This is a genomic window from Micromonospora pisi (assembly GCF_003633685.1).
Lineage (GTDB): Bacteria > Actinomycetota > Actinomycetes > Mycobacteriales > Micromonosporaceae > Micromonospora_G > Micromonospora_G pisi.
In genome coordinates this window covers 7,444,217-7,466,232 of the sequence record NZ_RBKT01000001.1, presented here as the reverse complement: position 1 = coordinate 7,466,232, position 22,016 = coordinate 7,444,217, and the positions used below count along the sequence as shown (strand labels likewise).

Sequence of the window (22,016 nt, the reverse complement as noted above, 5' to 3'; positions counted from 1 at the left end):
CTGGTAGCGGGCCGGCCGCGCCGTGGTCCCCGCGCACCGCTGACCAGGGCACCGCACCCGTCAGCGCAGCCAGTCGAGGAGCCGTTCGCCCTGCTGCCAGATGGTCAGCGCGGAGAAGACCCCGAAGAGCAGGACCGCCCAGACCAACGCCGCCACCCGGAACGAGCGGGGCCGGATCTGTGGGGGCAGCACCCGGCGGTTGAGCACCAGCAACAGGATCGAGTAGATGAACATCATCAACCCGCCGACGCAGGCGGAGACGACCAGCAGCGGCAGCGGCTGGTCGAACCCGGCGAGCAGGATGGCGCAGCCGAGCCCGACCAGTCCCCAGACCAGTACGAAGTAGATCCGGCTCTCGGAATGCCGGCGCAGGTACGAGGTCTTGAGCACATCCGCCGCGAGCCGGCTGGTGTAGTCGACGATGCCCATCGCGGCGGCGAAGAGGGAGACCGCGCCGATCACCCAGAACAGGGTGCCGAACCAGGGGCCGACCGAGTCACCGAGTCGCTCCCCCTCCACCTTGAGGAAGGAGACGCTGTTGGCCAGGCCGGGTGTGCCGTACACGGTCGAGTAGGCGAGCATCGACATCAGCACGATCGTGACGAACGAGATCAGTACGAAGGTGACCAACTGCTCCCGGTTGGCCAACCGCCACCAGCGCCGCCACCGGCCAAGGTTCTCCTCGGTGGGCTCGAAGACGAATCCGGCCGCGTCCGGCGCCGCCTCGGGACGACCGGTGACCGGGCTGACCAGGCGGGGCACGTACCGGCCCATGCCGAAGCCCTTGTCCCTGATCCAGTTGCTCTGCACCAGGTTCTGCCCGCCGCCCGCACCGGCGAAGACGAGCGCGGAGAGGATCAACGCGAAGCCGAGCTCGGTGGGGAACTCCGGTGCGGTGACGGTGTCCGGCAGCGCGCGCCAGGCGTCGGCGCTGACCGCGAAGATCACCGCGACCACGAGAAAGACCACCACGAGCCCGACCTTGACGAACTCGACCCGTTCCAGCGCGGTGTAGATCACCGGCGCCAGGGTCAGCGTCAGCCCGATCACGACCAGCATGCCGATCGCGATCCAGGTCGCGTCACCGCCGAAGAGGTAGGTCACCATGGTCGCCGAGCTCGACGCCCAGCCGGGCCAGAGGTTCGCGAAGTAGACCATCAGCGCGAAGACCAGACCCCAGTGCCGCCAGAAGCGGGAGAAGCCGGTGAGCGCGGTCTCGCCGGTGGCCAGGGTGTACCGCTCGATCTCCATGTTGAGGAACCACTGGGTGACGATGCCGACCGCGGCGGCCCAGAGGAAGACCAGTCCCACCTGGGAGGCGATGTAGGGGAAGAGGATGAACTCGCCCGAGGCGAGCCCCACTCCGGCGGCGATCACCCCGGGCCCGATCACCGGCCAGGCCGAGGTGGGCGGCTCGGGCAGGTCCCGGACGCTCACCCGGGGCAGATGTCGGGTGGGGAAGCGGTCGGGGGCGGTCTGTGTCATGTGGACCTCCAGGGGGGTGGGTCCTGCCCGTACCCGGAGTGAGCGGGCACCGAAACCCACTCAAAACATCGTCGCACACCGATACGTATCCTGGGTGCCCGCGATCACGGCCACGAGCACACGGTGGGCCGGCACCGGAAGCTGGTGCTGACCCCGGGGGTCGGATCAGTAGTAGCCGGTCTCACCGTCGAGCAGCTCGCGGATGGTGTCCATGTGGCCGGCGTGCCGGGCGGTCTCCTCGACCATGTGGATCACCATCCAGCGCAGGGTCGCCGCCGCCGACCTGAAGTCCGGGTGCTGGCCGACCTCGTCCAACGAGTGACTCGCGATGATCTCGTTCGAGATCGCGCACTGCCGCTCGTAGTCGGCCAGCAGTTGGCCGATCGGAATCCCCTCGACCATCATGTCGGCGGCCTCGGGCCCCTCCTGGAACGCCGGCCCGTCGGCCGGTCGACCGAGGAACAGGACCTCGAACCAGGTGTGCTCCACCCAGCGCAGATGGGAGACGATGCCGGCCATGGTCATCAACGGCGAGGTCGGCAGCAGCGATCGGTGCGCGTCCTCGTCGGAGAGCCCTTCGCACTTGTAGTGCACGATCGCGCGCTGCATGTCGTACCAGCCGAGAAGCTGGGTCCGCTCGTCGGCCACGAATGGGGGGCGGATCCGGGGAGGTGAGGACATGTCGGCCGACGCTACCCGGATCGACACGTCACCGCAGCCCGATTATCCGGATAGGGTCGGAGGTATCGACCGGCGCGCTGGCGATCACCGGCGATCACCGGATTGACTCCACGACGACACCAGCCGAGCGAGTCATCCTGCTTCTTGCGGCATTCTGTTAAATATTTGCATGTCGCTGTCCTGTTTTTATACGCTCGGCGGGTGACCGCTCTCCTCGTGGAGGCCGTCGGCCTCGTCAAGCGCTACCCGCCCCGCGATCGCCGCTCCCCGAGCTTCACCGCGGTCAACGGCATCGACTTCACCCTCCATCGTGGCCAGGCCTTCGGGTTTCTCGGCCCGAACGGCGCAGGCAAGTCGTCCACCATGAGGATGATCGCCTGTGTCTCCCCTCCCACCGCCGGAACGCTGCGGGTGCTCGGCATGGACCCGGTGACGGACGGCCGGCGGATCCGGGCCCGGATCGGCGTCGTAGCGCAGGACGACGCACTGGACCGGGAGCTGACCGTACGGGAGAACCTGCTCATCTACGGCCGCTACTTCGGCCTCCCCAAGCAGGTCATCGCGGACCGCACCGACCGGCTACTGGAGTTCGCCCAGCTCTCCGAGCGCGGTGCCGAACGGGTGGAAGCACTCTCCGGTGGGATGCGACGCCGGCTGACCATCGCCCGGTCCCTGATCAACGAGCCGGAGATCCTGCTGCTCGACGAGCCGACGACCGGCCTCGACCCGCAGGCCCGGCACATCCTCTGGGACCGACTGTTCCGGCTCAAGCAACAGGGCGTCAGCCTCATCCTCACCACCCACTACATGGACGAGGCCGAACAGCTCTGCGACCGGCTCGTGGTGATGGACGCCGGCCGCATCGTGGCGCACGGCTCCCCGGCCGAACTGATCGCCACCCACTCGACCCGCGAGGTCCTCGAACTGCGGTTCGGCATCGGCGAGCAGGCCACCGCACTGGAAAAGCTACAGGCGGCGGGTGTCCGGGACCGACTGGAGGCACTGCCCGACCGGCTGCTCTGGTACACCGCCGAGGGCGAAACGGCGCTCGGTGTCGTACACCAGTTGGGGTTGAGCCCGGTCACGGCGATGGTGCGCCGGGCGAGCCTGGAGGACGTCTTCCTCGCGCTGACCGGCCGGACGCTGGTGGACTGAGGATGACCACCGGAATCATCACCCCGGTCGGCCGCGAGACGGGCACGGGTACGGGGACCGAGCGGGCGCTGCGCGCGTACCGCTATTGGACGTTGCGCTACCGACGGACCTGGCGCGGCACCGTGGTGATCAGTGTGGCGAACCCGCTGCTCTTCCTGATCGCGATGGGTCTCGGACTGGGCCGGCTGATCAGCCCGGACAGCGCCGTGCTCGGCGGGGTCGACTATCTCGCGTTCTTCGCCCCCGGCATGCTCGCCGCCGCGTCGATGCAGAACGGCATCATCGAGGCGGCCTTCCCGGTGAGCTGGAGCCGCCGACCGGGCGGCGCCTACCCGGTCGCCGCCGGTACGCCACTGGAGCCCGAGGACATCCTCCACGGCCACCTGCTCTTCATGACGGTACGGGTGGCGCTGAGCGCCGCCGCGTTCCTGCTGGTGATGGTGGCGTTCGGAGCGGCCCGGTCACCGCTGGTCTGGTTGACCCTGCTGGCCGCGACGCTCACCGGTATGGCGTTCGCCCTGCCGGCCGCCGCCTGGGCGGTCACGCTCACCGACGTCGGTCCGGTGACCGGGATCTTCAAATGGGTGGTCATGCCGCTCTATCTCTTCTCCGGCACCTTCTTCGCGGTCGAGCAGCTGCCCGATGCGCTGCGCCCGGTCGTCTACGTCACGCCGCTCTGGCACGGCGTCGATCTCTGCCGCACCCTGAGCCTCGGTACGGCAACCTGGCCGACCAGCCTGGCACACGTGGCCTACCTCAGCGCCCTGGTCACCGCCGGCTACCTGCTCGCCCGCCGCAACTACCGACGCAACCTCTACGCGTAGGGAGCCGACCGTTGTCGTCCGCGCACCTGATCGTCCTACGCCACCTGTGGGTGCTGCGTCACGGTCGCCCCTGGAACCTCGTCGTCAACGGAATCTTCGAGCCCTTCCTCTACCTGCTGTCGGTCGGCATCGGCATCGGGCAGCTCGTGGACGGGGGCGCGACCGGCGGCGACGCCAGCCGCTACGCCGCGTTCGTCGCACCCGCCCTGCTCGCCACCTCGGCGATGAACAGCGCCGTCAACGAGACCACCAGCAACGTGTGGTGGCGGGTGCGCTTCGACAAGCTCTACGACGCGATCGTGACCACGCCGATGCGGACCGGCGACATCGCGGTCGGCGAGATCGCCGCGTCGGTGCTGCGCAGCACCCTCTCCGCCACCTGCTTCCTCCTGGTCATCACCGCACTCGGCATGGTCCACTCCTGGTGGGCGGTGCTCGCCGTACCGGCCGCCGTGCTGATCGCCTTCGCCTTCTCGGCCGCCGGGCTCGCCGCGGCGACGTACATCGACGAACCGCACCACCATCAGTACCTGCAACTCTGCATGCTGCCGATGTTCCTGTTCGCGACGACCTTCTACCCGCTGTCGGTGTACCCGACAGCGGTGCAGGCGCTGGTCGCCGCGTTGCCGCTCTACCAGAGCATCGAACTGCTGCGCGGGCTGACCACCGGGCAGCTCGGCGTCGGCATGCTCGGCGCGGTCGCGTACCTGGTGGCGATGGGGGTGGGCGGGACGTGGCTGGCGGTCCGTCGGTTGAGCGGCATGCTGCTCACCTGATCCGCGCCAGCCCCGCCGGACCGGCCGGCACGGTTCCCGCCCGACCACCACGGTCGGAGCCGGACAGAGCCCTCAGCCGGCTCGGGCCGGAAGGGTGAAACGCCACCCCCGCGACGTCAGCAGCGGAACGGTCTGCTCGACGGCGTCGACGGTCTGGCTCCGGTCACCGCCGCCATCGTGCATCAGCACCACCGCACCGGGCGTCACGCCGGTCAGCAGGCGGTCGACCAGCGTCTCGGTGCCGGGTGGTGCCCAGTCGGCGATGGCCAGCCGCCAGCCCAACGGCTGCATCCCCATCTGGGCGGCCACCGCCGGCGTCCGGCCCCAACTGCCAAAGGGCGCACGGAAGTACGGAATGCGGGCACCGGGAACCGCGGCACGGATCGCGGTGTTCGTGTCCCGAAGGTCGGCCTCGATCTGTTCCGGAGTCCAGCCGCCCATGTCGTCGTGTCGCATCCCGTGGTTGCCCAGGGTGTGACCGGCGGACACGATCTCGCGTACCAGGTCGGGGTGGGCCACGGCGTGTTCCCCCCAGAGGCAGAACACGGCCTTGACGTGATGTTCGCGCAGGACCGAGAGGAGTCGTGGGGTGTCGGCGGGGTTCGGTCCGTCATCGAAGGTGTAACTGACGACGTTGCCGTCACCGCTGGCGGTGTCGATCATCTCGGGTCCGCCTTCCTTCCGTCGGGTCAGGGGGTACGGCAGGAGACCGTCGGAGCGGCCCAGTTGCCGTTGGCCATCACGGTGAAGCCGAAGGTGGTGCTGCCACCAGGCGGCACACTGCCGTTGCCGCTGGGTCTGACGGTCATGACAGTGCCGCTGCTGTCCCAGCTGGGGCTGCCGTTCCAGACCGTGGCGACCCGCTGTGGGCTGCGTACGGTCACGGTCGCCGTCCAACTGGTGAGGGCGGTGCCGCCGGCCCGGATGGTGACCTCGCCGTTGAAACGGTCACCCCAGCGCTGCGTCTCCCGGTAGCTGGCGGTGCAGGCGGCTCCGCCGGGCGGGGGCGGCGAAGAGGTGGCCGTCGGACCCGGGTTGCCACCGTCGGGCGCCACCGCCCGGCCGGTGCTGGTGGAGATCATGCCCGCGCAGAGGTTACGGCTGGTCAGGTTCGCGACGATCTGCGGGATGGCGTTGATGGTTGTCTGGTAGCCGTCGTGCATGAGGATCACGCCACCGTTCTGCAGGCTGCTCGCGGCCTGCACGATGGCGGCGGTGCTGGCGCCGTTCCAGTCCTGGGAATCCACGCTCCACAACACCTCGGTGAGCCCGAGCTGGGACTCGACCGATCGCAGCGTCGCGTTGGTCTCGCCGTACGGAGGCCGGAAGAGCCGTGGCGCGGTGCCGGTCGCCTGTTGGATGGCCTGCTGGGTCTGACTCAGCTCGGAGGTCATCTGCGCGGCGCTCATCTGGGTCAGGTGCGGATGGGTCCAGCTGTGGTTTCCGATCCACATGCCGGCCTGCTGCTGAGCCCGGACCAGCGCCTGGTTCTGCTGCGCCCTCTGCCCGATGTTGAAGAAGGTGGCGCGTACGCCGTTGGCGGTGAGCGCATTGAGCAGGCTGGTGGTGGTTCCTCCGTTGGGCCCGTCGTCGTAGGTCAGGGCGACATAGCCGTTACTACAGTTCGGGGCGGCGAGCGACGGGCCGGCGCCGAGCAGGACCGCGGCCCCGCCAACGGCGGCGAGCAGCGCGGAGAGGACGGCGGCGGCCGACCGGGAGGGGTGGCGTCTGGGTGACATGACCAGCTCCTTGGGGTGAAGGAGGGCGGTGACGCGGTGCGGCCGGCCGAACAGGACGGGACGGGACGGCCGCACCGGGTCCTCGGTACGCGCCTACCGGCGCGGCTTCTGCGGAATGCGTGGCAGCACGTGGGGTGCACCGGCGAAGATCAGATCCGCCTTCACCGTCTGGTACGCCCGCTTCGGCTGGTAGTTCTCGTCGTAGAGCGTGGCCAGACCCTCGGGCGGATTGTCGAACCAGCCCGGGATCCAGGAGTGCCGGTCAGTGAAGCCCCACACGGTGAACGACAGGCAGTGCCGGCTCAACAGACACGCCTGCAGCAGAACGCTGTAGTTCGCCGCCGACGCCTGCAACCGTGGGTTGATCTCGTTCGAGTCCCCGGCCTGCACCCCGGGCGTCATCTGGCTGCGTACGTCGACCTCGGTGAAGGCGGTGGCCAGGCCGAGATCGCCGAAGCGTTCGAGGGCGTCGGCGACCTGGAGAGTGTCGTAGTTGCCGTACTGGGTGCCCAGGTGGCCCTGGCTGCCCACGCCGTCGATCGGCACGCCGGTGGCCCGTAGCCGCTTGACCATGTCGTACACGAACTGGGTCTTGTCGTCGGCGGGGTTGCCCGAACCGAACGCCTCGATGTTGTAGTCGTTGTAGAACAGCAGCGCGTTCGGGTCGGCGGCACGGGCCCACCGGAACGCGTCAGCGACGTACCCGGGGCCGAGGTGTTGGGCCCAGAAGCCCTTGTAGTGCAGAGCCGGCGGGTTGTCCCAGGGGTCGCTGACCGCCTCGTTGACCACGTCCCACTGCCAGATCTTGCCCTTGAAGTGCTTGACCACGGTGGTGATGTGGTTACGCAGGATGTCACGCAGCTCGGCCGTGTCGATCGAGCCGTCGGCGACACCCGTGGTGAGCCAGCCCGGCAACTGGTTGTGCCACACCAGTACGTGACCACGGACCCGCTGGTTGTTCTGCTTCGCGTAGGCGATCAGCTGGTCGGCGGGGCCCCAGTTGTAGGTCCCCCGGGTCGGCTCCAGGCTCTCCCACTTCATCACGTTCTCCGCGGTGACCGAGGAGAACTGCGAGCCGACGAGCTGTCGGTACTGCGGGTCGGCCGGGTCGTTCAGCGCGGCCATGTCGACCGCGGTGCCGATGTAGAGATCGTGGCGCATGCCGAGGGCACGCAGACTCTGGTCCGCGGGTCGGGGCTGGCCACCGGCGGACGCCGGCAGGCTGTTCAGCGTGCCGACGGTCGCCAGGGCAACGGCACCGACGACGATCCATCGTCTCAACTTCATCAGCGTCCTTTCGGGACTGGGACGGGTCCCGCCCGGGGCCGGGGAACGGGTTCCGGGCGGTGGCGGTCGAGCGGACGGGTGTTTCAGGCAGGCAGGAACCGCTTCGTCGCTTGCCGAAGCAGCGGTGCGGGTACGCGGACGGGAGCTGCGCCGTACGCGCCCCGGTCTTCCGTAACTTTGCCGAAACCTTACGACTGCAATCGATGAGCGTCAACAGACCTGAGGCAGGAAAGTGCCTTGAAAAGAGCGATGTAAGCCGTAGAAATCATCCCGGAAGTTTCAGAAAGGCATCAAGGCGTGGCTTGCTCAGCAAGCCACGCCTTGATGTACCGGAACGGGTCAGTGTTCGAGGTAGGTGGCGTAGTCGAAGTCCGCGTACGCGCCGTCGGCGCCCAGATCCTGTACCCAGAGTCCAAGGAAGGCGCCGGTGAATCCCCAGGCGGCCGGCTCACCGTCGACGACGATCGCGGCATGCTCGTCGGAGAGGGTGGTCGCGTCGAACTCCGCCGGCACCCCCGACCAACCCTCGCCGAGGTGGTAGTCGAAGCGCAGCGTCGGCCCGTCGAACGTCACCCGCAGTCCCACCCGCCCGACCGCGCCGAGATCCCGGCTCAGCTCGGGGTACGCGGTGAGCCGACCACCGTCACAGCTGAGCACCTCGAGCGTGCGCCGGCCGTCGTCGGCCCGGGTGACGTACGCGTAGTACCAATTCGCGGTGTTGTAGTAGCCGGTGATGCCGGCGAGCTGACGGTGGTCGGCCGGGTCGAACTCCAGGACCGTCTCCAGCGAGCAGTGGGTGGCACCGACCCGACGCGCGACCAGGCTCGGCCGCTGCCGGCCGACCGGCGACTGGCCACCGAAGATACGCAGGTGGGACGGGCGACTGGTCAGGTCGACCCAGTCCGGGGTCGCCGGACGGCGCAGTGTCGACCAGGCCGTGCCGAGTTTCCCGGCGTCGAAGTGGTCGGTGGCGGGCTCCTCCGGCCACGGGTGGGCGGGCAGGTCGGGCATGGCGACCTCGTCGGCGGGGTGGCCGCCGGGAATGACCGGCCATCCGTCGACGGGCCAGTCGACCTGTTGGATGGCCGTCTCCCGACCGAGGACGCAGTTGCCCAGCGGGGTGTAGGGACGCCCCACCAGGTGCGCGAGGTACCACTGCCCGGTCTGGGTCTGCACGAGACTGCCGTGACCGGCTTTCTGCAACCGCAGTTCGGGATGCCCGACGGAGGTGAGCAGCGGGCCATCCGGGTCGGACTGGTACGGGCCGAACAGGCTACGGGACCGGGCCATCGTGACCTGGTGCTCCCAACTGGTGCCGCCCTCGGCGGTCAACAGGTAGTACCAACCGTCGCGCTTGTACACGTGCGGACCCTCGGTGAGCCCGACCTCGGTGCCGTCGAAGATCAGCCGGGCTTTGCCGACGAGCCGGCGACTGGCCCGGTCGTAGCGCTGGATCTCGATGCCACCGAAGCGGTCCCGACCGGGACGCCAGTCGGCGCTCATCGCCAACAGCCAACTGCTGCCGTCGTCGTCGTGGAAGAGCGCGGCGTCGAAACCATGCGCGTGCAGCGGGACCGGGTCAGACCACGGGCCGTTGATGTCGGTCGCGGTGATGAGGTAGTTCTGCGGGTCCCAGTAGCCGCTGGCGAAGCTGGCGACATCGCTGTACACCAGGTAGAACACGCCGTCGGCGTACGTCAGGTCGGGCGCCCAGACCCCGTTGGAGTCACCGGTGCCGCTCAGGTCGAGCAGGCGTCGTTCGGTGAGCACACCACCCAGCGCCCGCCAGTGCACCAGGTCACGCGAGTGGTGCAGCCGCACCCCCGGATACCACTCGAAGGTGGAGGTGGCCAGGTAGTAGTCGTCGCCGACCCGCAGGATCGACGGGTCCGGATGGAAGCCGGTGAGGATCGGGTTGCGAATCGACCCGGTGGCTGTCGCCACCTCCGCGAACTCGGTCGACATAGTTTGTTCCCCTCTGATGATCCAGCTTCCGGCAGCTTTCCGGAAGTTTCGGAACCAATGTATCGAAGTTATCGATCACGAGAACGGCGTGAGTCGGCAGTGGACGGTCCTCGATCATGGGCGCGCGGCTCGACACGCGCGCCCCACCGACCAGAAGTGCCGACTCACGAGCGACGATTGCGCAGCCATGCCCCTCTCCACCGTCGACCGCCATCGTGGCGAATCACCTCGACCGGATGGATCATGACGGCACACCGTCCTCAGCCCTTGATCGCACCCTGCAGGCCCCCGACGATCTGCTTCTCGGCGAGCGTGAAGAAAATGAGCGCCGGCAACATCGACAGCGACGTGAAGGCGAGGATTCCCGCCGTGTCGGAGGTGTACTGACTCGAGAAGTTCTGCACCCCCAGCGGCAGCGTGTGCAGGCTGACATCACCGAGGACGAGCAACGGCAGAAGGAACGCGTTCCAGCTCGCCACGAACGCGAGGACCCCGACGGTGACGAGCGCGGGCCGCGACAGCGGCAGCATGATGCGCCAGAGGAAGCCGATCCGGCCCGTGCCGTCGATCGCGGCGGCGTCCTCCAACTCGCGGGGCACGGCGGCCAGGAAGGGACGCAGGATCACGATCGTGAGCGGCAACGAGAAGGCGACCTGCGGAAGGATGACCGCGTAGTAGGAATTGATCAGATTCAGGTCACGCAGCATGAGGTAGAGCGGCAGGATCGCCGCGCCGGCCGGAAAGAGCAGGCCGAGGGTGAAGAAGGTGTAGAGCCCCTCCCGCCCGCGAAAGGTGTACCGGGCGAGCACGAACGCGGCAGAGACACCGAGCACCACGACGCCGAGCGTCGTACCCAGGGCGATCACCGCACTGTTGAAGGCCTGCCCCCAGAAGTCGCTCTGCGTCAGCACCCTGGCGTAGTTGTCCCAGACCCACGGGTCGGGCAACCCGGCCGGGTCCGCGACGATCTGCGGGGTGGTACGGAAACCACCGACGATCACGTAGACGACCGGGGCGATCGACACGGCCGCGACCGCGAGCGCCAGCGCGTAGGTGAGCGGACTGCTCCACGACACCGGGCGGCGTTTGGAGGACGGGGGCAGGACGGCGTTCGCGGCCACGATCAGTTCACCCTTCCGGTGATGGCGCCCTGGATGTCACGACGGAGGAGGAAGCGCTGGAACAGCAGCGCCGCGACGAACGAGATGACAAACAGGATCACGGCGACCGCGTTGCCGTAGCCCCACAGTCGGGCGAAGAAGCCGTTGTCCACCATGTACGTCGCCATGGTGCCGGACGCGCCGAGCGACCGCACCGCGGGCACCGAGGTCACCCAGATCACGTCGAAGACCTGGAGCGAGCCGATCACCGACAGGAACATCCAGATCCGGATCGTCGGGCCCAGCAGCGGAAGCGTGACGTGACGTTGGATCTGCCACCAGCTCGCGCCGTCGATCTCGGCTGCCTCGGTGAGCTCGTGCGGCACGTTCGACAGGCCGGCGAGCAGAAGGATGATGGCGAAGCCGACGTACTTCCAGGTGAGAACGAACAGCATCGTCCAGATGACGATGTCGAGGTCGGCGAGCCACGCCTGCACCAGACCGCCCAGCCCCAGTGACCGCAGCAGCCCGTCGAGCGTGCCGCCGTCGGTCAGGATCAGCTTCCACATGATGCCGACGGTGACCTCGGCGAGCACGTAGGGCACGAACACCAGCAGGCGGAACGCGGTGCGCCCACGGAAGCGGCGGTTCAGCAGCAGGGCCACGCCCAGGGCGATCGGGCCCTGGATCAGCAGCGACCCGACCACGATGATGCTGTTGTTGCGCAACGCGTCGAGGAAGATCGGGTCCTGGAAGGCGAGCACGTAGTTGTCGAAACCGACGTAGTCGGTGGGCGGTCCCACCCCGCGCCAGCGGAAGAGGCTGTAGTAGACCGCGAAGCCCATCGGAACCAGCACGAACATCACATAGACGATCACCGCCGGCGTGGTGAGTCCGATGATCTCGTACCACTTGCGTCGGGTCTCGGCCGCGCGGCTGGACGAACGCCCGGGCGGCCGGCCGCCTGCCGGCGGCGCGGACGCGCCGCCGGCAGGGTTCAGGGTCGGGTTGGGAGCGGTCACTTGCTCGCGGCCGCCTTCATTGCGGAGACGACCTGCTCAGGGGTGCCGGTGCCGGCGAAGATGGCGACGATTGCGTTGTTCATCGCGGTGCCGACGGTGCTGCCGTAGGCCGTGTCCAACCAGAGCTGTACGTAGGTCGCGCTGGAGGTCGCTTCCAGGATGGACTTCAGCGCGGGGTCCGCCACGCCGGCCTCCGCGCCCTTGGTGACGGGCAGGCCGGTGCCGGTCTCGGCATAGCCCTTCTGCACGTCGGTGCTCACGATGTACTTGAGGAACTCGACACACTCGGCCGGGGCGTTCTTGGCACAGGCGAACCCGTCGCCGCCGCCGAGGGCCGCCTTCGGGTCACCCGCGGAACCGGAGATCGCCGGTACGGGGAACCAGCCGAGGAACTTCTTGAGGGCCTCCGGGTCCTGGGCGACGGTCTCCAGGGTGCCCTTGTTCCAGTCACCCATCAGCTCCATCGCGGCCTTGCCATTGGCGAGCAGGCCGTTCGCACTGGTCGGATCGTTCTGACCCGGTGTGGCGATGAAGTTGGACTGGAACGGGTTGGTGGCGATGAAGGTCTTCAGGTCCTGGCCCGCCTTGAGGAAGCACGGATCATCGAAGACCGTGTCGGCGGACGCCTTCTTCAGCGTGTCGACCGAGCAGGCGCGCAACGCGAAGTTGTACCACCAGTGCGCGGCGGGCCACTTGTCACCGGCGCCCAGGGCGATCGGGATGACGTTGATGGCCTTGAGCTTCGTGACCGCGTCGTTGAGCTCCTCGAACGTGGTCGGAGGAGCGGCGATGCCCGCTTGCGCGAACATGTCCTTGTTGTACCAGATGCCCTCGATGCCCATCCGGAACGGCAGGCCGTACTGCTTGCCGCCCGCCTGCCAGATCTCGGCCGCGCTACCGATGTTGGCGACCTCGGTCTGGACCTGGTTGGTGATGTCCTTGAGGTAGTCGGCCTCCACCTGCTCGCGGATCTCGCCGCCGCCCCATGCCTGGAAGATGTCCGGCGGGTCGTTGCTCAGCAGCGCGGCGGGGAGCCGGGTGCGCTGGAGCTGGTTGGTCTCGATCCCCTCGATCTCAATCTTGACGGTCGGGTGGAGAGTGGAGAAGTCCTTGGCGACCTTCTCCCAGTAGGTCTTGCCGGGCCCGTCCTGCGAGGCGTTGTGCCACCAGGTCAGGGTTACCGGGTTCTTGAATGGCTCATCATCGGAGGGGCCTGCGTCGTCGCCGCCGCTGCACCCGGCGACAAGCAGTGCACTGGTCAAAAACAGCGCTAGGACGGCGCCAGCGCGGCGCTTGATCGTCATCGATGTCTCCTCGACTTGTCAGGCAGTCGCGGTACTCGGACTGATGGCGAGTTTTACAGTCCCGTAACGTGGTGTCAACCGTTGTCGATAACGTTTTCGATTCCCCCGCGACGGGGCGCGGAGAGCCCTCTATCATCGTCTCCGTGGCGTTCCCGCAGCGTGTCAAGATGTCGGACGTGGCCCGTGTGGCCGGCGTCTCCGTGGCGACAGTATCCAAGGTGATCAATGGCCGGTACGGCGTGGCGCAAGCGACGGTGGAACGTGTCCAAGAGGTCATCCACCAGCTCGGGTACGAGGCCAGCCTGGGGGCACAGAGCCTGCGCAGCCACCGTACGAACGTGCTGGGCATCCTGGTCGCCGAATTCGAGCCGTTCTCGACCGAGCTGCTCAAGGGGGCGTCCAGAGAGGTCGCCGGCACCGGCTACCAACTGCTGGCCTACTCCGGCGGCGACGGCGACGGCGCGGCCATAGGCTGGGAACGGCGCTCGCTGGCCCGGCTGTCCGGAACACTCATCGACGGAGCCGTGATCGTCACGCCGACCGTGGTCGAGACCAAACAGGGTTTCCACGTCGTGGCGGTCGACCCGCACACCGGCCCGTCCGGCCTGCCCACCGTCGACTCCGACAACTTCGCCGGCGCCATGCTCGCGACCAACTACCTGCTGTCGCTCGGCCACCGACGCATCGGGCACATCAGCGGACGCCCCGACCTGGAGTCGGCACGCCTGCGCGAGGCGGGCTTCCGCAAGGCCATGGACGACGCCGGCGTGGCGGTGGACGAGCGGCTGGTACGGGTCGGTGGGTTCCGGATCGAGAGCGCCGCCGGTACGGCCGCGGAGCTGCTCGCCCTCCCCGACCGACCGACCGCGGTCTTCGCGGGAAACGACCTCTCCGCGATATCCACGATGGACGTCGCCCGGGGCATGGGACTCACCGTGCCCGACGACCTGTCCGTGATCGGATTCGACAACGTGCCGGAGTCCGCGCTGGTCAACCCGCCGCTGACGACGATCATGCAACCGCTGCAACGCATGGGCGCCGAGGCTCTGCGCCTGCTCGTCGACCTGATCGGCGGCGTCGAGCGCGACACGCACATCCGGCTCCCCACCGAACTGGTCGTCCGCGCGTCCTGCCGCCGCTATCCCCCGGCGCTGCGGAGCCTGCCGTTGTCCGCCCACACCGCCACGGCGGGAGGCTGAGTTCGCGCGGTGAGCAGTTCGCGCGGTAGGCAGGGGCCGCTACCGCTCGGCGGGTGAGCGGCGGGGTACGCGGCAGCCAGCGACGAGACGTCACCGGGACCCCGACAGAATCGAGGTCCCGGTGACGTTGCCGCGTGGCCGGTGTCGTCACTGTCCGCCGGGCGCCGCCCGCCGGATCCAGTTCTGCCGGTCGTACAGCGGGCGCAGACCGCCGCGCAGCATGTTGTTCAGCGAGTGGTTCACCGAGCCCGTCGCCGGCCGACCAGTCTGCGCGACCACCCAGCGGCAGCCGGCCTCGGCCGCCGCACCGGCCCTGATCGCCATGAGCGCGGACTGCACACCCCGCCCCCGATGACTCGGCCGGGTCGCCGCTCCGGACAGGACCGCCACCTCGTCGTGTACGAAGAGCGCGGCGGCGCCGACCACCTGGTCACCGTCCCAGGCGCCGAACGCGCGGAAGCTGGGGTTGCCCACCGTCGCCGCGAGCAACTCGGCCAACGGGCCGCCCGGCGGCCATCCGAACCCGTCCATGAGCACCGAGGCCCACTGGGCGGCGTCGTCGGAAGGGACCAGCCCGATCCGCAGGTCGGTCGCGCCGTCGATCCGGAACGAGTCGATCTCGCAGGCGAACTGGATGATCACGCCGCCCGGCTCCAGACCCTCGGCCGCCCGGATCTCGTCCCAGTCACGGGGCAGCCGGTCCGGGGCGATCTGAATCGTGGCGACCTCGGTCCCCTGCTCGCGGTAGAACCCGAACACCCGGTCCATCAGGTCCCGCGTCACCGGCTCCTCGAAGCCGAACCCGAGCGCCTTGTTCCAGTAGGGGGTCGGGGCACGCAGCAGGGAGAGGGCCACGCCACCGCCGATCCGCTCGTGGCTGACTCCGAGCGCGGACGAGGCAGTCTGAGGTGCGCCGGCCACGTACTGGAGCATGAACTCCGCTTCGGCGAGTTCTGCGAGCCGGCCCAGTTGTTCCCGATCCATCGGACAGACTGCTCCTTCAGTGCGAATTTGATAAGCGACCCGAATCAGCACCAAATGCGTTCGGTGTCGTTCTCATGGTGCCGCCGACACCGCTGTCCGCCAAGCTCCGCCCGTGTGATTAACCGCTCCGGCCGTCGATCGAACTACCCGGCCGTCACCGCACACCACAGGGCCCGGCACCGGGCCGGAGTCCGCCCGCTCAGCTCGCCACCGCCGCCCGGGGGGCGTGGAACAGGCGCAGCCGTTTGGTCCGGCCGGCACGCACGCTGTGCAGCCAGACCACTGCCGGCGGACAGTGCTCCGGGTCGTCCGGCGGGTCGATCAGGGCCGCCTCCCAGACCATCACGTCCCGGCTCGCCACCGCACCGGTGATCCGCTGACGTACGCCGGCGGCCAGGTCCCGTTCCATGGCCTCGACCAGGTACGACCGCTCGGTGCGGCGTTCCCCGTTCGGCCGGATGAAGTCGGCGTCGGGCCACCAGTACTCCCGCACGGCCCGCTCGAACTCGCCCCGTCCCGCCGCCGCCAGCACCTCCTCGAACTGGCGTCGGCAGGTGTCGTGGAGCGCCGCCGAGTCCTCGTGCGCGAGGTCGGCCGTGTCCCGCAGAGCGGTGGCGAGCTTGCGCCGTGCCTGGTTCAACCGACTGCGTACGGTGCCGACCGGCACCCCGCAGAGGGCGGCGATCTCCTCGTACGAGGAGGCTCCGCTGAAGTAGCGCAGAAGCGTGACCAGCCGCAATGGTTCGGACAGTTCGTTGACCGCGTGCCAGGTCCAGTCCCGCAACGACGCCTGCTCGAGTAGCTGCTCCGGGTTCGGCGCGGCGGCCGGGAGGTCGAGGGCCGCGAAGTCGCGCAGGACCACCCGACGGGAGGCACGCAGCCGGTTGCGGCACCCGTTCCGGACGATCGACCGCAGCCAGTCGCCCACCACCGCGGGCTCCCGGAGCCCGTCGATCCGCCGCAGGGCGACCAGCATCGCGTCCTGGACCGCGTCCTCGGCGTCGGGCCCGTAACCGAGCAGGCTCACCGCGACGGCCTTCATCCCGGCCTCGTGCCGATGCAGGAGTGCGCCGAGGCCGGCGACATCTCCCGAGCGGGCAACATGCACCAGCTCAGCATCTGACTTCTCGGCTGAAATCACGCCATGCCCCTTCCGACCGCTCGGGATGTCGCCACCTGACCCGCCCGTGGAAGCGAACCTCCTCCAGCCGGCCGACCTGGCACGACACCCGAGTGGGCAGGACAAAGCTACCCGTACCGGGGGAACAGGCATTGGGCCGACCTGGCTACCGACCGGCGACAGGATTAGGTGATCGCCCGGATCCTGGCCGACCGGCTTCGCCGGCACAGTGGTGCGTGCGGTTGCGGCCCGCTTCGCGACGTCCCAGCCGGATCCGGCCCGACCCGGGCACGGACAGTGAGCACAGGAGGACCTGATGCGCAAGAAGACCAAGACGGGCCGGAAGGCCCTGCGCGCGGCGGTGATCATCGCCGCCGGTGCGGCGGCGCTCGCGCTGAGCGCCGGTGCGGCCTCGGCCGACGGTGGCCCGTTCGAGTGGGGCGGCGGCAGCGGCGGCGGGGGCGGTGCTGGCGGCACCTGGTAACAGACAGTCGGCGCCCTGCCGGCCCGGGTGACTCAGGAACGGTCCCCACCCGGGCCACCAGGGCGCCGTCGTGTCTGCGCCGGGCCGCTCGTCACGGCCGACCGAAGCGGCGGCCAGACGGTCAGTACGGTTGATAGGTGTCGATGTTCGGGCAGCACGAGCTGGAACCGCAGCAGGAGCACGCGGCGGCGGCGTCGCCCGAGGACGACATGCCGGTCTCCGGCAGCGCGACCGCGTCGCGCATCGATGTCACGGTGATGTCGTCCAGGTCCAGATCGTCCAGGTCGAAGACGTCGAGCTCCACGGAAGTCCACTCCTCTCCAGGCAGGCCCCGCCCGGGTCGGGCGGGGGCGAAGACCACCGTGTCAGTTCCGGGCCGTCGCGAGCATCCGGGAGAACACCGGCAACCGGGGTACGGCTCAGCGGTCGGCCAACGACACGTGGCGCGCGACGGCGGCCCTGGTCGAGACACCGAGTTTGACGAAGATCCTGGATACGTGTGACTCCACCGTCCGGGTGCTGAGGAACAACCGGGTGGCGATGGCGCGGTTGCTCAGCCCTTCGGAAACCATCACGGCCACCTCGCGCTCCCGACCGGACAGCGGATCGGGTCGAACGTCGCGGGGGCGGGGATGGGCGGCGGCGAACCGCCGCTGCAGATTTGTCGCCCGACCCACCAGCCAGTCCGCCCCACACCACGCCAGTCGGTGCTTGGCCTCCCCCAGGGTCTGCCGACCCGCCGCCAGGTCACCGGCGCGGTGCAGCATGGTGGCCAGGGTCACCAGCGCCTGACCCTCGCGGAGTGGCTGATGGGCCAGCGCGGCAGCGGTCGCGGCCAACCGCGCCGCGTCCACCGCCGCCACCACGTCACCGCGCTCCGCCAGCAGTTCCGCCCGTGCCTGACCCACCGCCGCCGCCTCGCCATGCGAACCGCTCCGCTCGGCCGACCCCACCGCCCGGTCCAGGGACTCCTGCGCCGTGCCGAGGTCACCGCAGAGCACCTGGGCCCGGGCGACGAGCGCCAGACCCTCCGCGGTCGGCGCCGGCTCACCGCCCTCGGTCAACAACGCCAGGGCGGACTCCGGCTCGTTCATCTCGATCAACACCCCGGCGAGCCCGGCCTGGGCCACCGAACGCCACCACCGCGAACGTAGCGGAGCAGCGGCACGTAGTTCAGCCAGCGGGCCGGCGACCGCCACCGGCCCGCCGCGCCAGGCGAGCAGCGGTGCCCGGATCGCCAGCGCGAACCGCCGCAACTCCTCGCTGCCCAGGGCGCGGGCGATCTCCTCGGCGTCCTCGGCGTCACGCTGGGCCTGCCGCAGGTCCCCGAGCCGGCCGTGCAGGACGGACCGCACCAGGTACAACTCGGGCAGAACGTGGCCGCGTCCGTACCGCCGGGCGACCCGGAAACCCCGGGCCAGGTGCCGGACCGCGGCGTCACTGTCCTCGCAGAGCACCTCCGCCCAGACCATCGCCGGCACCAGGTCGATCACGCCACGCAGCGCACCGTCATCGAGGCCGTCCACCGCCCACTGGGCCCGTACGAGCTGCCCGCGGGCGTCGTACCCCGGACGGCGGTCGAGCAGCCAGGCCAGGGCGAGCAGGGTGCTGGCGGCGGCGGCGAACCCCCGGTGATCCTCCTGCCCGGCCAGCTCACCGGCCCGGGCCGCGTTCTCCGCCGCGTCGGTGAAGCGGCCCGCCAGTATCTCCGTGGCCGCCAACTCCAGGCGCAGCGTCGCCTCCGTACAGGCGCCCGCCCCGCCCGGTCGGGACAGTTCACCGGAGAGCAGCGCCCGCGCCTCGCTGAGCCGGCCGAGCATGCGCTCGGTCGAGGCGAGCAGCTCGGTCGCCGGACATCGGTACTGCGGCGCATCGCCGATCAGGTCGTGCAGGATCCGCTGACTGTCGGCGAGTCGGCCGGAGATGCTGAGCGCCCGGGCCAGGGCCAGCCGGAGCGCCGCGCGCCGTTGTGCGGTGTCGACCCGGTCCGGGGTGACCCGGAGCGCGGCGCGCAGCCAGCGCACACTGGTCGCCGGGGCGCTGTCCAGGGTGGCCTCCGCCGCCGCGGCCAGCACCTCGGCGGCGTGCTCGGCCCCGACCCGCGCGGAGTGTTCCAGGTGCTGGGCCTGACGCACCGGGCCGGCGCCCTCGGCCGCGAGGTGCCGGGCCACCCGGTCGTGCGCGGCCAGTCGCCACGCCACGCCGGCACTCTGGTACGCGGCCGCGCGCACCAGCGGGTGGCGGAACACGATCCGGCCCTCGACCTGTCGGAGGATTCCCCGTCGGACGAGCGCGTCGAGGGCGTTCGTGACCACCGCCACCGAGATCTCGGCAGCGTGGGCGACCAGCACCGGGTCGCACTCCTCACCGGCCAGCGCGGCGGCCTGCACGGTCAGCCGCTCCGTGCCGGGCAGCCCACACAGCTCGGCGGTGACCAGGGCGTCGAGGGCGATGGCCACCCGGTCGTCGACGACCGCCGGGGCACATCCCGCGTCGAGCACCACCGCGTCCGTACCGGCGGCGAGGATCTCGAGGTAGAGCGGATTGCCGCTGCTCGCCTCGTACAGTGAGCGGCGACGCTGCGGCGACATGTCGGGAAACCAGGCGTCGACGTCGGCCGGAGAGAGCGGGCCGAGCGGCAGGTGGGTTGGCGACGGGTGGGCGCGACCGAGTTGCAGGGCGAGCCGGACCGGGCACTGTCCGGTGCGGTAGGCCAGGACGAATACGAGCGGGCCATCGACGGGATGGCGGACCAGGTAGTCGAGGAGTTCCACCGACGCCTCGTCGGACCAGTGCACGTCGTCGAGGACCACCACCAGGCCGCCGCCCCCGGCGATCTCGGCGAGCACCTCCCGTACGGTGCGGTAGAGCTGGTGGCGCTCGACACCGAGCACGGGGAAAGTAGGCCCGTCGCTCACGCGCACCGTGCTCGTACGCCAGTCGGCACCGACCGAGTGCGCGAACTGGACCAGGCTCTCGCAGGCGGGGCCGCCTCGCGCGGCGAGCACCGGAGACGCCTGCTCCCTGGCGAGGGCGTCGAAGAGCAGGCCGAACGGGAGCCCCACCTCGAACTGGCTGGCGCGGCCATTCAGTACGGCGTACCCGCGTTGGGTGGCGGCGGCCATGAATTCGGCGAGCAGGCGACTCTTACCGATTCCGGTATCACCTTCGACCATTACGAATACGGACTGATGGGGTGGATTAGCCAGTATCTTGCCTAACACGGTGCGCTCGGTTTCCCGCCCGATCAGGTGGTCCACCGTCATCGAATGCCCCATATCGCCCCTACCCCGTCCCTCGTGCCCGTGCGCATGATCGACAAAGGAGAGGCTGCCGGTACGACCGAGTACGGAACATCCGCGAAACTACGCAACGCCTCCGTCCACAGTGGCCAAAATGCGCACCGGTCCCCGTACGCGGGTCGAGCCGGCACCGCCGACCAGGGCCGCGCGGCACCAGGCCGGCACGGGCGTCGGCAGTGGCCGGAGCAGGTTCGGCACGGTCCGGCGATCCGCGATCCGTCCGGTTCGGCCGGGCCGCAGCGTGATGGGCGTTCGAATGGCGACGGAAATCGATCCGGATCGGTGAATGGGGGATTTCGCGGATGCTGGTTCCGCTGAACAGATGTGAGAGTTCACCTCGCCCCGCCAGCCCTCCGGTCGCCTGACCGGACAGCCGGCGGGAGCCCGATCAGGAGGTGAAGGAAATGATTGAAATGCTTGACTTGGCAGACCTCGACCTCGACGACATCACCGTGACGTCGATGCGCGACTCGGTGGCGCTGCCGGAGACCGGAGCGTCGTCCGGCTCCAGCTCGTGCAGCGCGTCGTCGACCTGTGGGTCCTCGTCCTGCTGCGCGTCCTGTGGCGGCGGCGGCAGCGTGAACCCGGACGACGGTTCCACCGGCGGCTGACAGGCCCACACGATCACCGGAGGAGGGGGCACCGGCCCCGGTACCCCCTCATCCTCCTACCCCACTGGAGTGACCATGGAAGTCGTCGCCCGCCTCGATCACGTGACAAAGACGTACGGGCGGATCGTCGCGCTCGACGCCGTGTCGATCGCCATCCCCCAAGGGGTCACCGCGATCCTCGGTGCGAACGGCGCGGGAAAGTCGACCGCCATCGACATCCTCGCCGGGCTGCGCCGGCCCACCTCCGGTCGGGTCGAGGTGCTCGGCGGAGATCCGGCCAGCCTCGCCGTACGGGCCCGGCTGGGGCTGTCGCCCCAGGCCACGGCGCTGCCCTGGCGGCTCACCGTCGCCGAGACCCTGCACCTGCTGGCGGCGCACTACACGGACCCGATCGCCCCGACCGCACTCGCCGACCGGCTCGACCTCGCCGGCATCTGGGATCGCCGCAACGGCACCCTCTCCGGCGGACAACGCCGCCGGGTGGTGCTCGCCTCCGCCCTGGTCGGCAACCCGGATCTGGTGTTCCTCGACGAACCGACCACCGGGCTGGACGTGGAGAGTCGCGACCTGCTCTGGGCGGCCATCGAGAAGGTCGCCGCCGAGGGGCGTTCGGTGCTGCTCACCAGCCACAACATGCCGGAGGTCGAACGCCTCGCCAGCCACGTCGTGGTGATCGCCGGCGGCCAGGTGTCGCAGGTGGGCAGCGTGGACGAGGTGTGCGCGAACGTGGGGCTGCACCTGGTCGAGGCCGAGGTGCCCGGTCCACTGCCCGAGCCGGTGACCGCACACGCGGTCCGGATCGAACCCGTCGGAGCCCGTACCCGGCTCTACACCACCGACCCGGACGCCACCGTACGCGCCCTGGTCCGACATGACGTGCCGTTCCGCGCCATCCGGGTCGACCGGGTCGGCCTCGAGGAGGCGATCCGTACGGCAGCAGAAGCCAAACCCAGCCACGAGCCACTTCGGACGGCCTGA

General features: G+C 69.5%; 20 protein-coding genes. 7 read left to right on the top strand and 13 right to left on the bottom strand.

Features of this window, described 5'->3' with window-relative positions:
* Window positions 1-60 precede the first annotated feature (60 nt).
* A complete protein-coding gene (locus tag BDK92_RS31930; protein WP_121162766.1) occupies window positions 61-1,485 on the bottom strand; it encodes an Nramp family divalent metal transporter in 1,425 nt (474 codons plus the stop codon).
* A gap of 165 nt (window positions 1,486-1,650) precedes the next feature.
* The gene (locus BDK92_RS31925; protein ID WP_121160080.1) at window positions 1,651-2,166 is read right to left on the bottom strand and encodes a DinB family protein; all 516 of its coding nucleotides are present in this window, start codon (window positions 2,164-2,166) and stop codon (window positions 1,651-1,653) included.
* Window positions 2,167-2,367: 201 nt separating this feature from the next.
* On the opposite strand from BDK92_RS31925, the gene BDK92_RS31920 reads away from it, so the two are divergent.
* The 3 genes from BDK92_RS31920 to BDK92_RS31910 are packed head-to-tail and all read left to right on the top strand — an operon-like array spanning window position 2,368 to window position 4,921.
* Entirely contained in the window at window positions 2,368-3,321 is a 954-nt protein-coding gene (locus tag BDK92_RS31920; protein WP_121160079.1) for an ABC transporter ATP-binding protein, read from the top strand.
* A gap of 2 nt (window positions 3,322-3,323) precedes the next feature.
* Window positions 3,324-4,145 (top strand): ABC transporter permease, encoded by an 822-nt coding sequence (locus BDK92_RS31915; protein ID WP_121160078.1) that lies wholly within the window; start codon window positions 3,324-3,326, stop codon window positions 4,143-4,145.
* Window positions 4,146-4,156: 11 nt separating this feature from the next.
* A complete protein-coding gene (locus BDK92_RS31910; protein WP_170208764.1) occupies window positions 4,157-4,921 on the top strand; it encodes an ABC transporter permease in 765 nt (254 codons plus the stop codon).
* 72 nt (window positions 4,922-4,993) lie between these two features.
* Here the strand turns inward: BDK92_RS31910 and BDK92_RS31905 are convergent, their stop codons facing one another.
* The 7 genes from BDK92_RS31905 to BDK92_RS31875 all read right to left on the bottom strand — a co-directional run bounded on the left by BDK92_RS31905 (window position 4,994) and on the right by BDK92_RS31875 (window position 13,338).
* Window positions 4,994-5,584: a polysaccharide deacetylase family protein gene (locus tag BDK92_RS31905; protein WP_121160076.1), complete on the bottom strand. Its 591-nt coding sequence runs from the start codon at window positions 5,582-5,584 to the stop codon at window positions 4,994-4,996.
* A 26-nt stretch (window positions 5,585-5,610) separates the two neighbouring features.
* On the bottom strand, window positions 5,611-6,660 hold the full coding sequence (locus BDK92_RS31900) for a polysaccharide deacetylase family protein (RefSeq protein ID WP_121162765.1): 1,050 nt from the start codon (window positions 6,658-6,660) through the stop codon (window positions 5,611-5,613).
* Window positions 6,661-6,753: 93 nt separating this feature from the next.
* Entirely contained in the window at window positions 6,754-7,947 is a 1,194-nt protein-coding gene (locus BDK92_RS31895) for an endo-1,4-beta-xylanase (RefSeq protein ID WP_121160075.1), read from the bottom strand.
* A gap of 339 nt (window positions 7,948-8,286) precedes the next feature.
* Complete coding sequence (locus tag BDK92_RS31890) at window positions 8,287-9,912, bottom strand: glycoside hydrolase family 43 protein (protein ID WP_121160074.1); 1,626 nt, start codon at window positions 9,910-9,912, stop codon at window positions 8,287-8,289.
* A 260-nt stretch (window positions 9,913-10,172) separates the two neighbouring features.
* Window positions 10,173-11,039: a carbohydrate ABC transporter permease gene (locus BDK92_RS31885; protein ID WP_121160073.1), complete on the bottom strand. Its 867-nt coding sequence runs from the start codon at window positions 11,037-11,039 to the stop codon at window positions 10,173-10,175.
* Entirely contained in the window at window positions 11,036-12,034 is a 999-nt protein-coding gene (locus BDK92_RS31880) for a carbohydrate ABC transporter permease (protein WP_121160072.1), read from the bottom strand. The genes BDK92_RS31885 and BDK92_RS31880 overlap by 4 nt, the downstream gene beginning before the upstream one ends.
* A complete protein-coding gene (locus tag BDK92_RS31875; protein WP_121160071.1) occupies window positions 12,031-13,338 on the bottom strand; it encodes an ABC transporter substrate-binding protein in 1,308 nt (435 codons plus the stop codon). The genes BDK92_RS31880 and BDK92_RS31875 overlap by 4 nt, the downstream gene beginning before the upstream one ends.
* A gap of 143 nt (window positions 13,339-13,481) precedes the next feature.
* Between BDK92_RS31875 and BDK92_RS31870 the strand changes: the two genes are divergently transcribed.
* Entirely contained in the window at window positions 13,482-14,537 is a 1,056-nt protein-coding gene (locus BDK92_RS31870; RefSeq protein ID WP_246017360.1) for a LacI family DNA-binding transcriptional regulator, read from the top strand.
* Window positions 14,538-14,684: 147 nt separating this feature from the next.
* Here BDK92_RS31870 and BDK92_RS31865 read toward each other — a convergent pair whose 3' ends face one another.
* Both BDK92_RS31865 and BDK92_RS31860 read right to left on the bottom strand, forming a co-directional pair.
* Complete coding sequence (locus tag BDK92_RS31865; RefSeq protein ID WP_121160070.1) at window positions 14,685-15,521, bottom strand: GNAT family N-acetyltransferase; 837 nt, start codon at window positions 15,519-15,521, stop codon at window positions 14,685-14,687.
* A 199-nt stretch (window positions 15,522-15,720) separates the two neighbouring features.
* Window positions 15,721-16,662: an RNA polymerase sigma factor gene (locus tag BDK92_RS31860; RefSeq protein ID WP_246017359.1), complete on the bottom strand. Its 942-nt coding sequence runs from the start codon at window positions 16,660-16,662 to the stop codon at window positions 15,721-15,723.
* Window positions 16,663-16,957: 295 nt separating this feature from the next.
* Between BDK92_RS31860 and BDK92_RS39355 the strand changes: the two genes are divergently transcribed.
* Window positions 16,958-17,125 (top strand): hypothetical protein, encoded by a 168-nt coding sequence (locus BDK92_RS39355; protein ID WP_170208763.1) that lies wholly within the window; start codon window positions 16,958-16,960, stop codon window positions 17,123-17,125.
* A 121-nt stretch (window positions 17,126-17,246) separates the two neighbouring features.
* Here BDK92_RS39355 and BDK92_RS31855 read toward each other — a convergent pair whose 3' ends face one another.
* Window positions 17,247-17,429 carry a thiazolylpeptide-type bacteriocin gene (locus tag BDK92_RS31855; protein ID WP_211349440.1) on the bottom strand — a complete coding sequence of 61 codons (183 nt, stop codon included), beginning with the start codon at window positions 17,427-17,429 and terminating at the stop codon, window positions 17,247-17,249.
* Window positions 17,430-17,544: 115 nt separating this feature from the next.
* A complete protein-coding gene (locus BDK92_RS40915; protein ID WP_170208762.1) occupies window positions 17,545-20,391 on the bottom strand; it encodes an ATP-binding protein in 2,847 nt (948 codons plus the stop codon).
* Window positions 20,392-20,840: 449 nt separating this feature from the next.
* Here BDK92_RS40915 and BDK92_RS31845 point away from each other — a divergent pair, with 449 nt between their 5' ends.
* Both BDK92_RS31845 and BDK92_RS31840 read left to right on the top strand, forming a co-directional pair.
* Window positions 20,841-21,038: a thiazolylpeptide-type bacteriocin gene (locus tag BDK92_RS31845; protein WP_211349439.1), complete on the top strand. Its 198-nt coding sequence runs from the start codon at window positions 20,841-20,843 to the stop codon at window positions 21,036-21,038.
* A 75-nt stretch (window positions 21,039-21,113) separates the two neighbouring features.
* Window positions 21,114-22,016: an ABC transporter ATP-binding protein gene (locus BDK92_RS31840; protein WP_246017600.1), complete on the top strand. Its 903-nt coding sequence runs from the start codon at window positions 21,114-21,116 to the stop codon at window positions 22,014-22,016.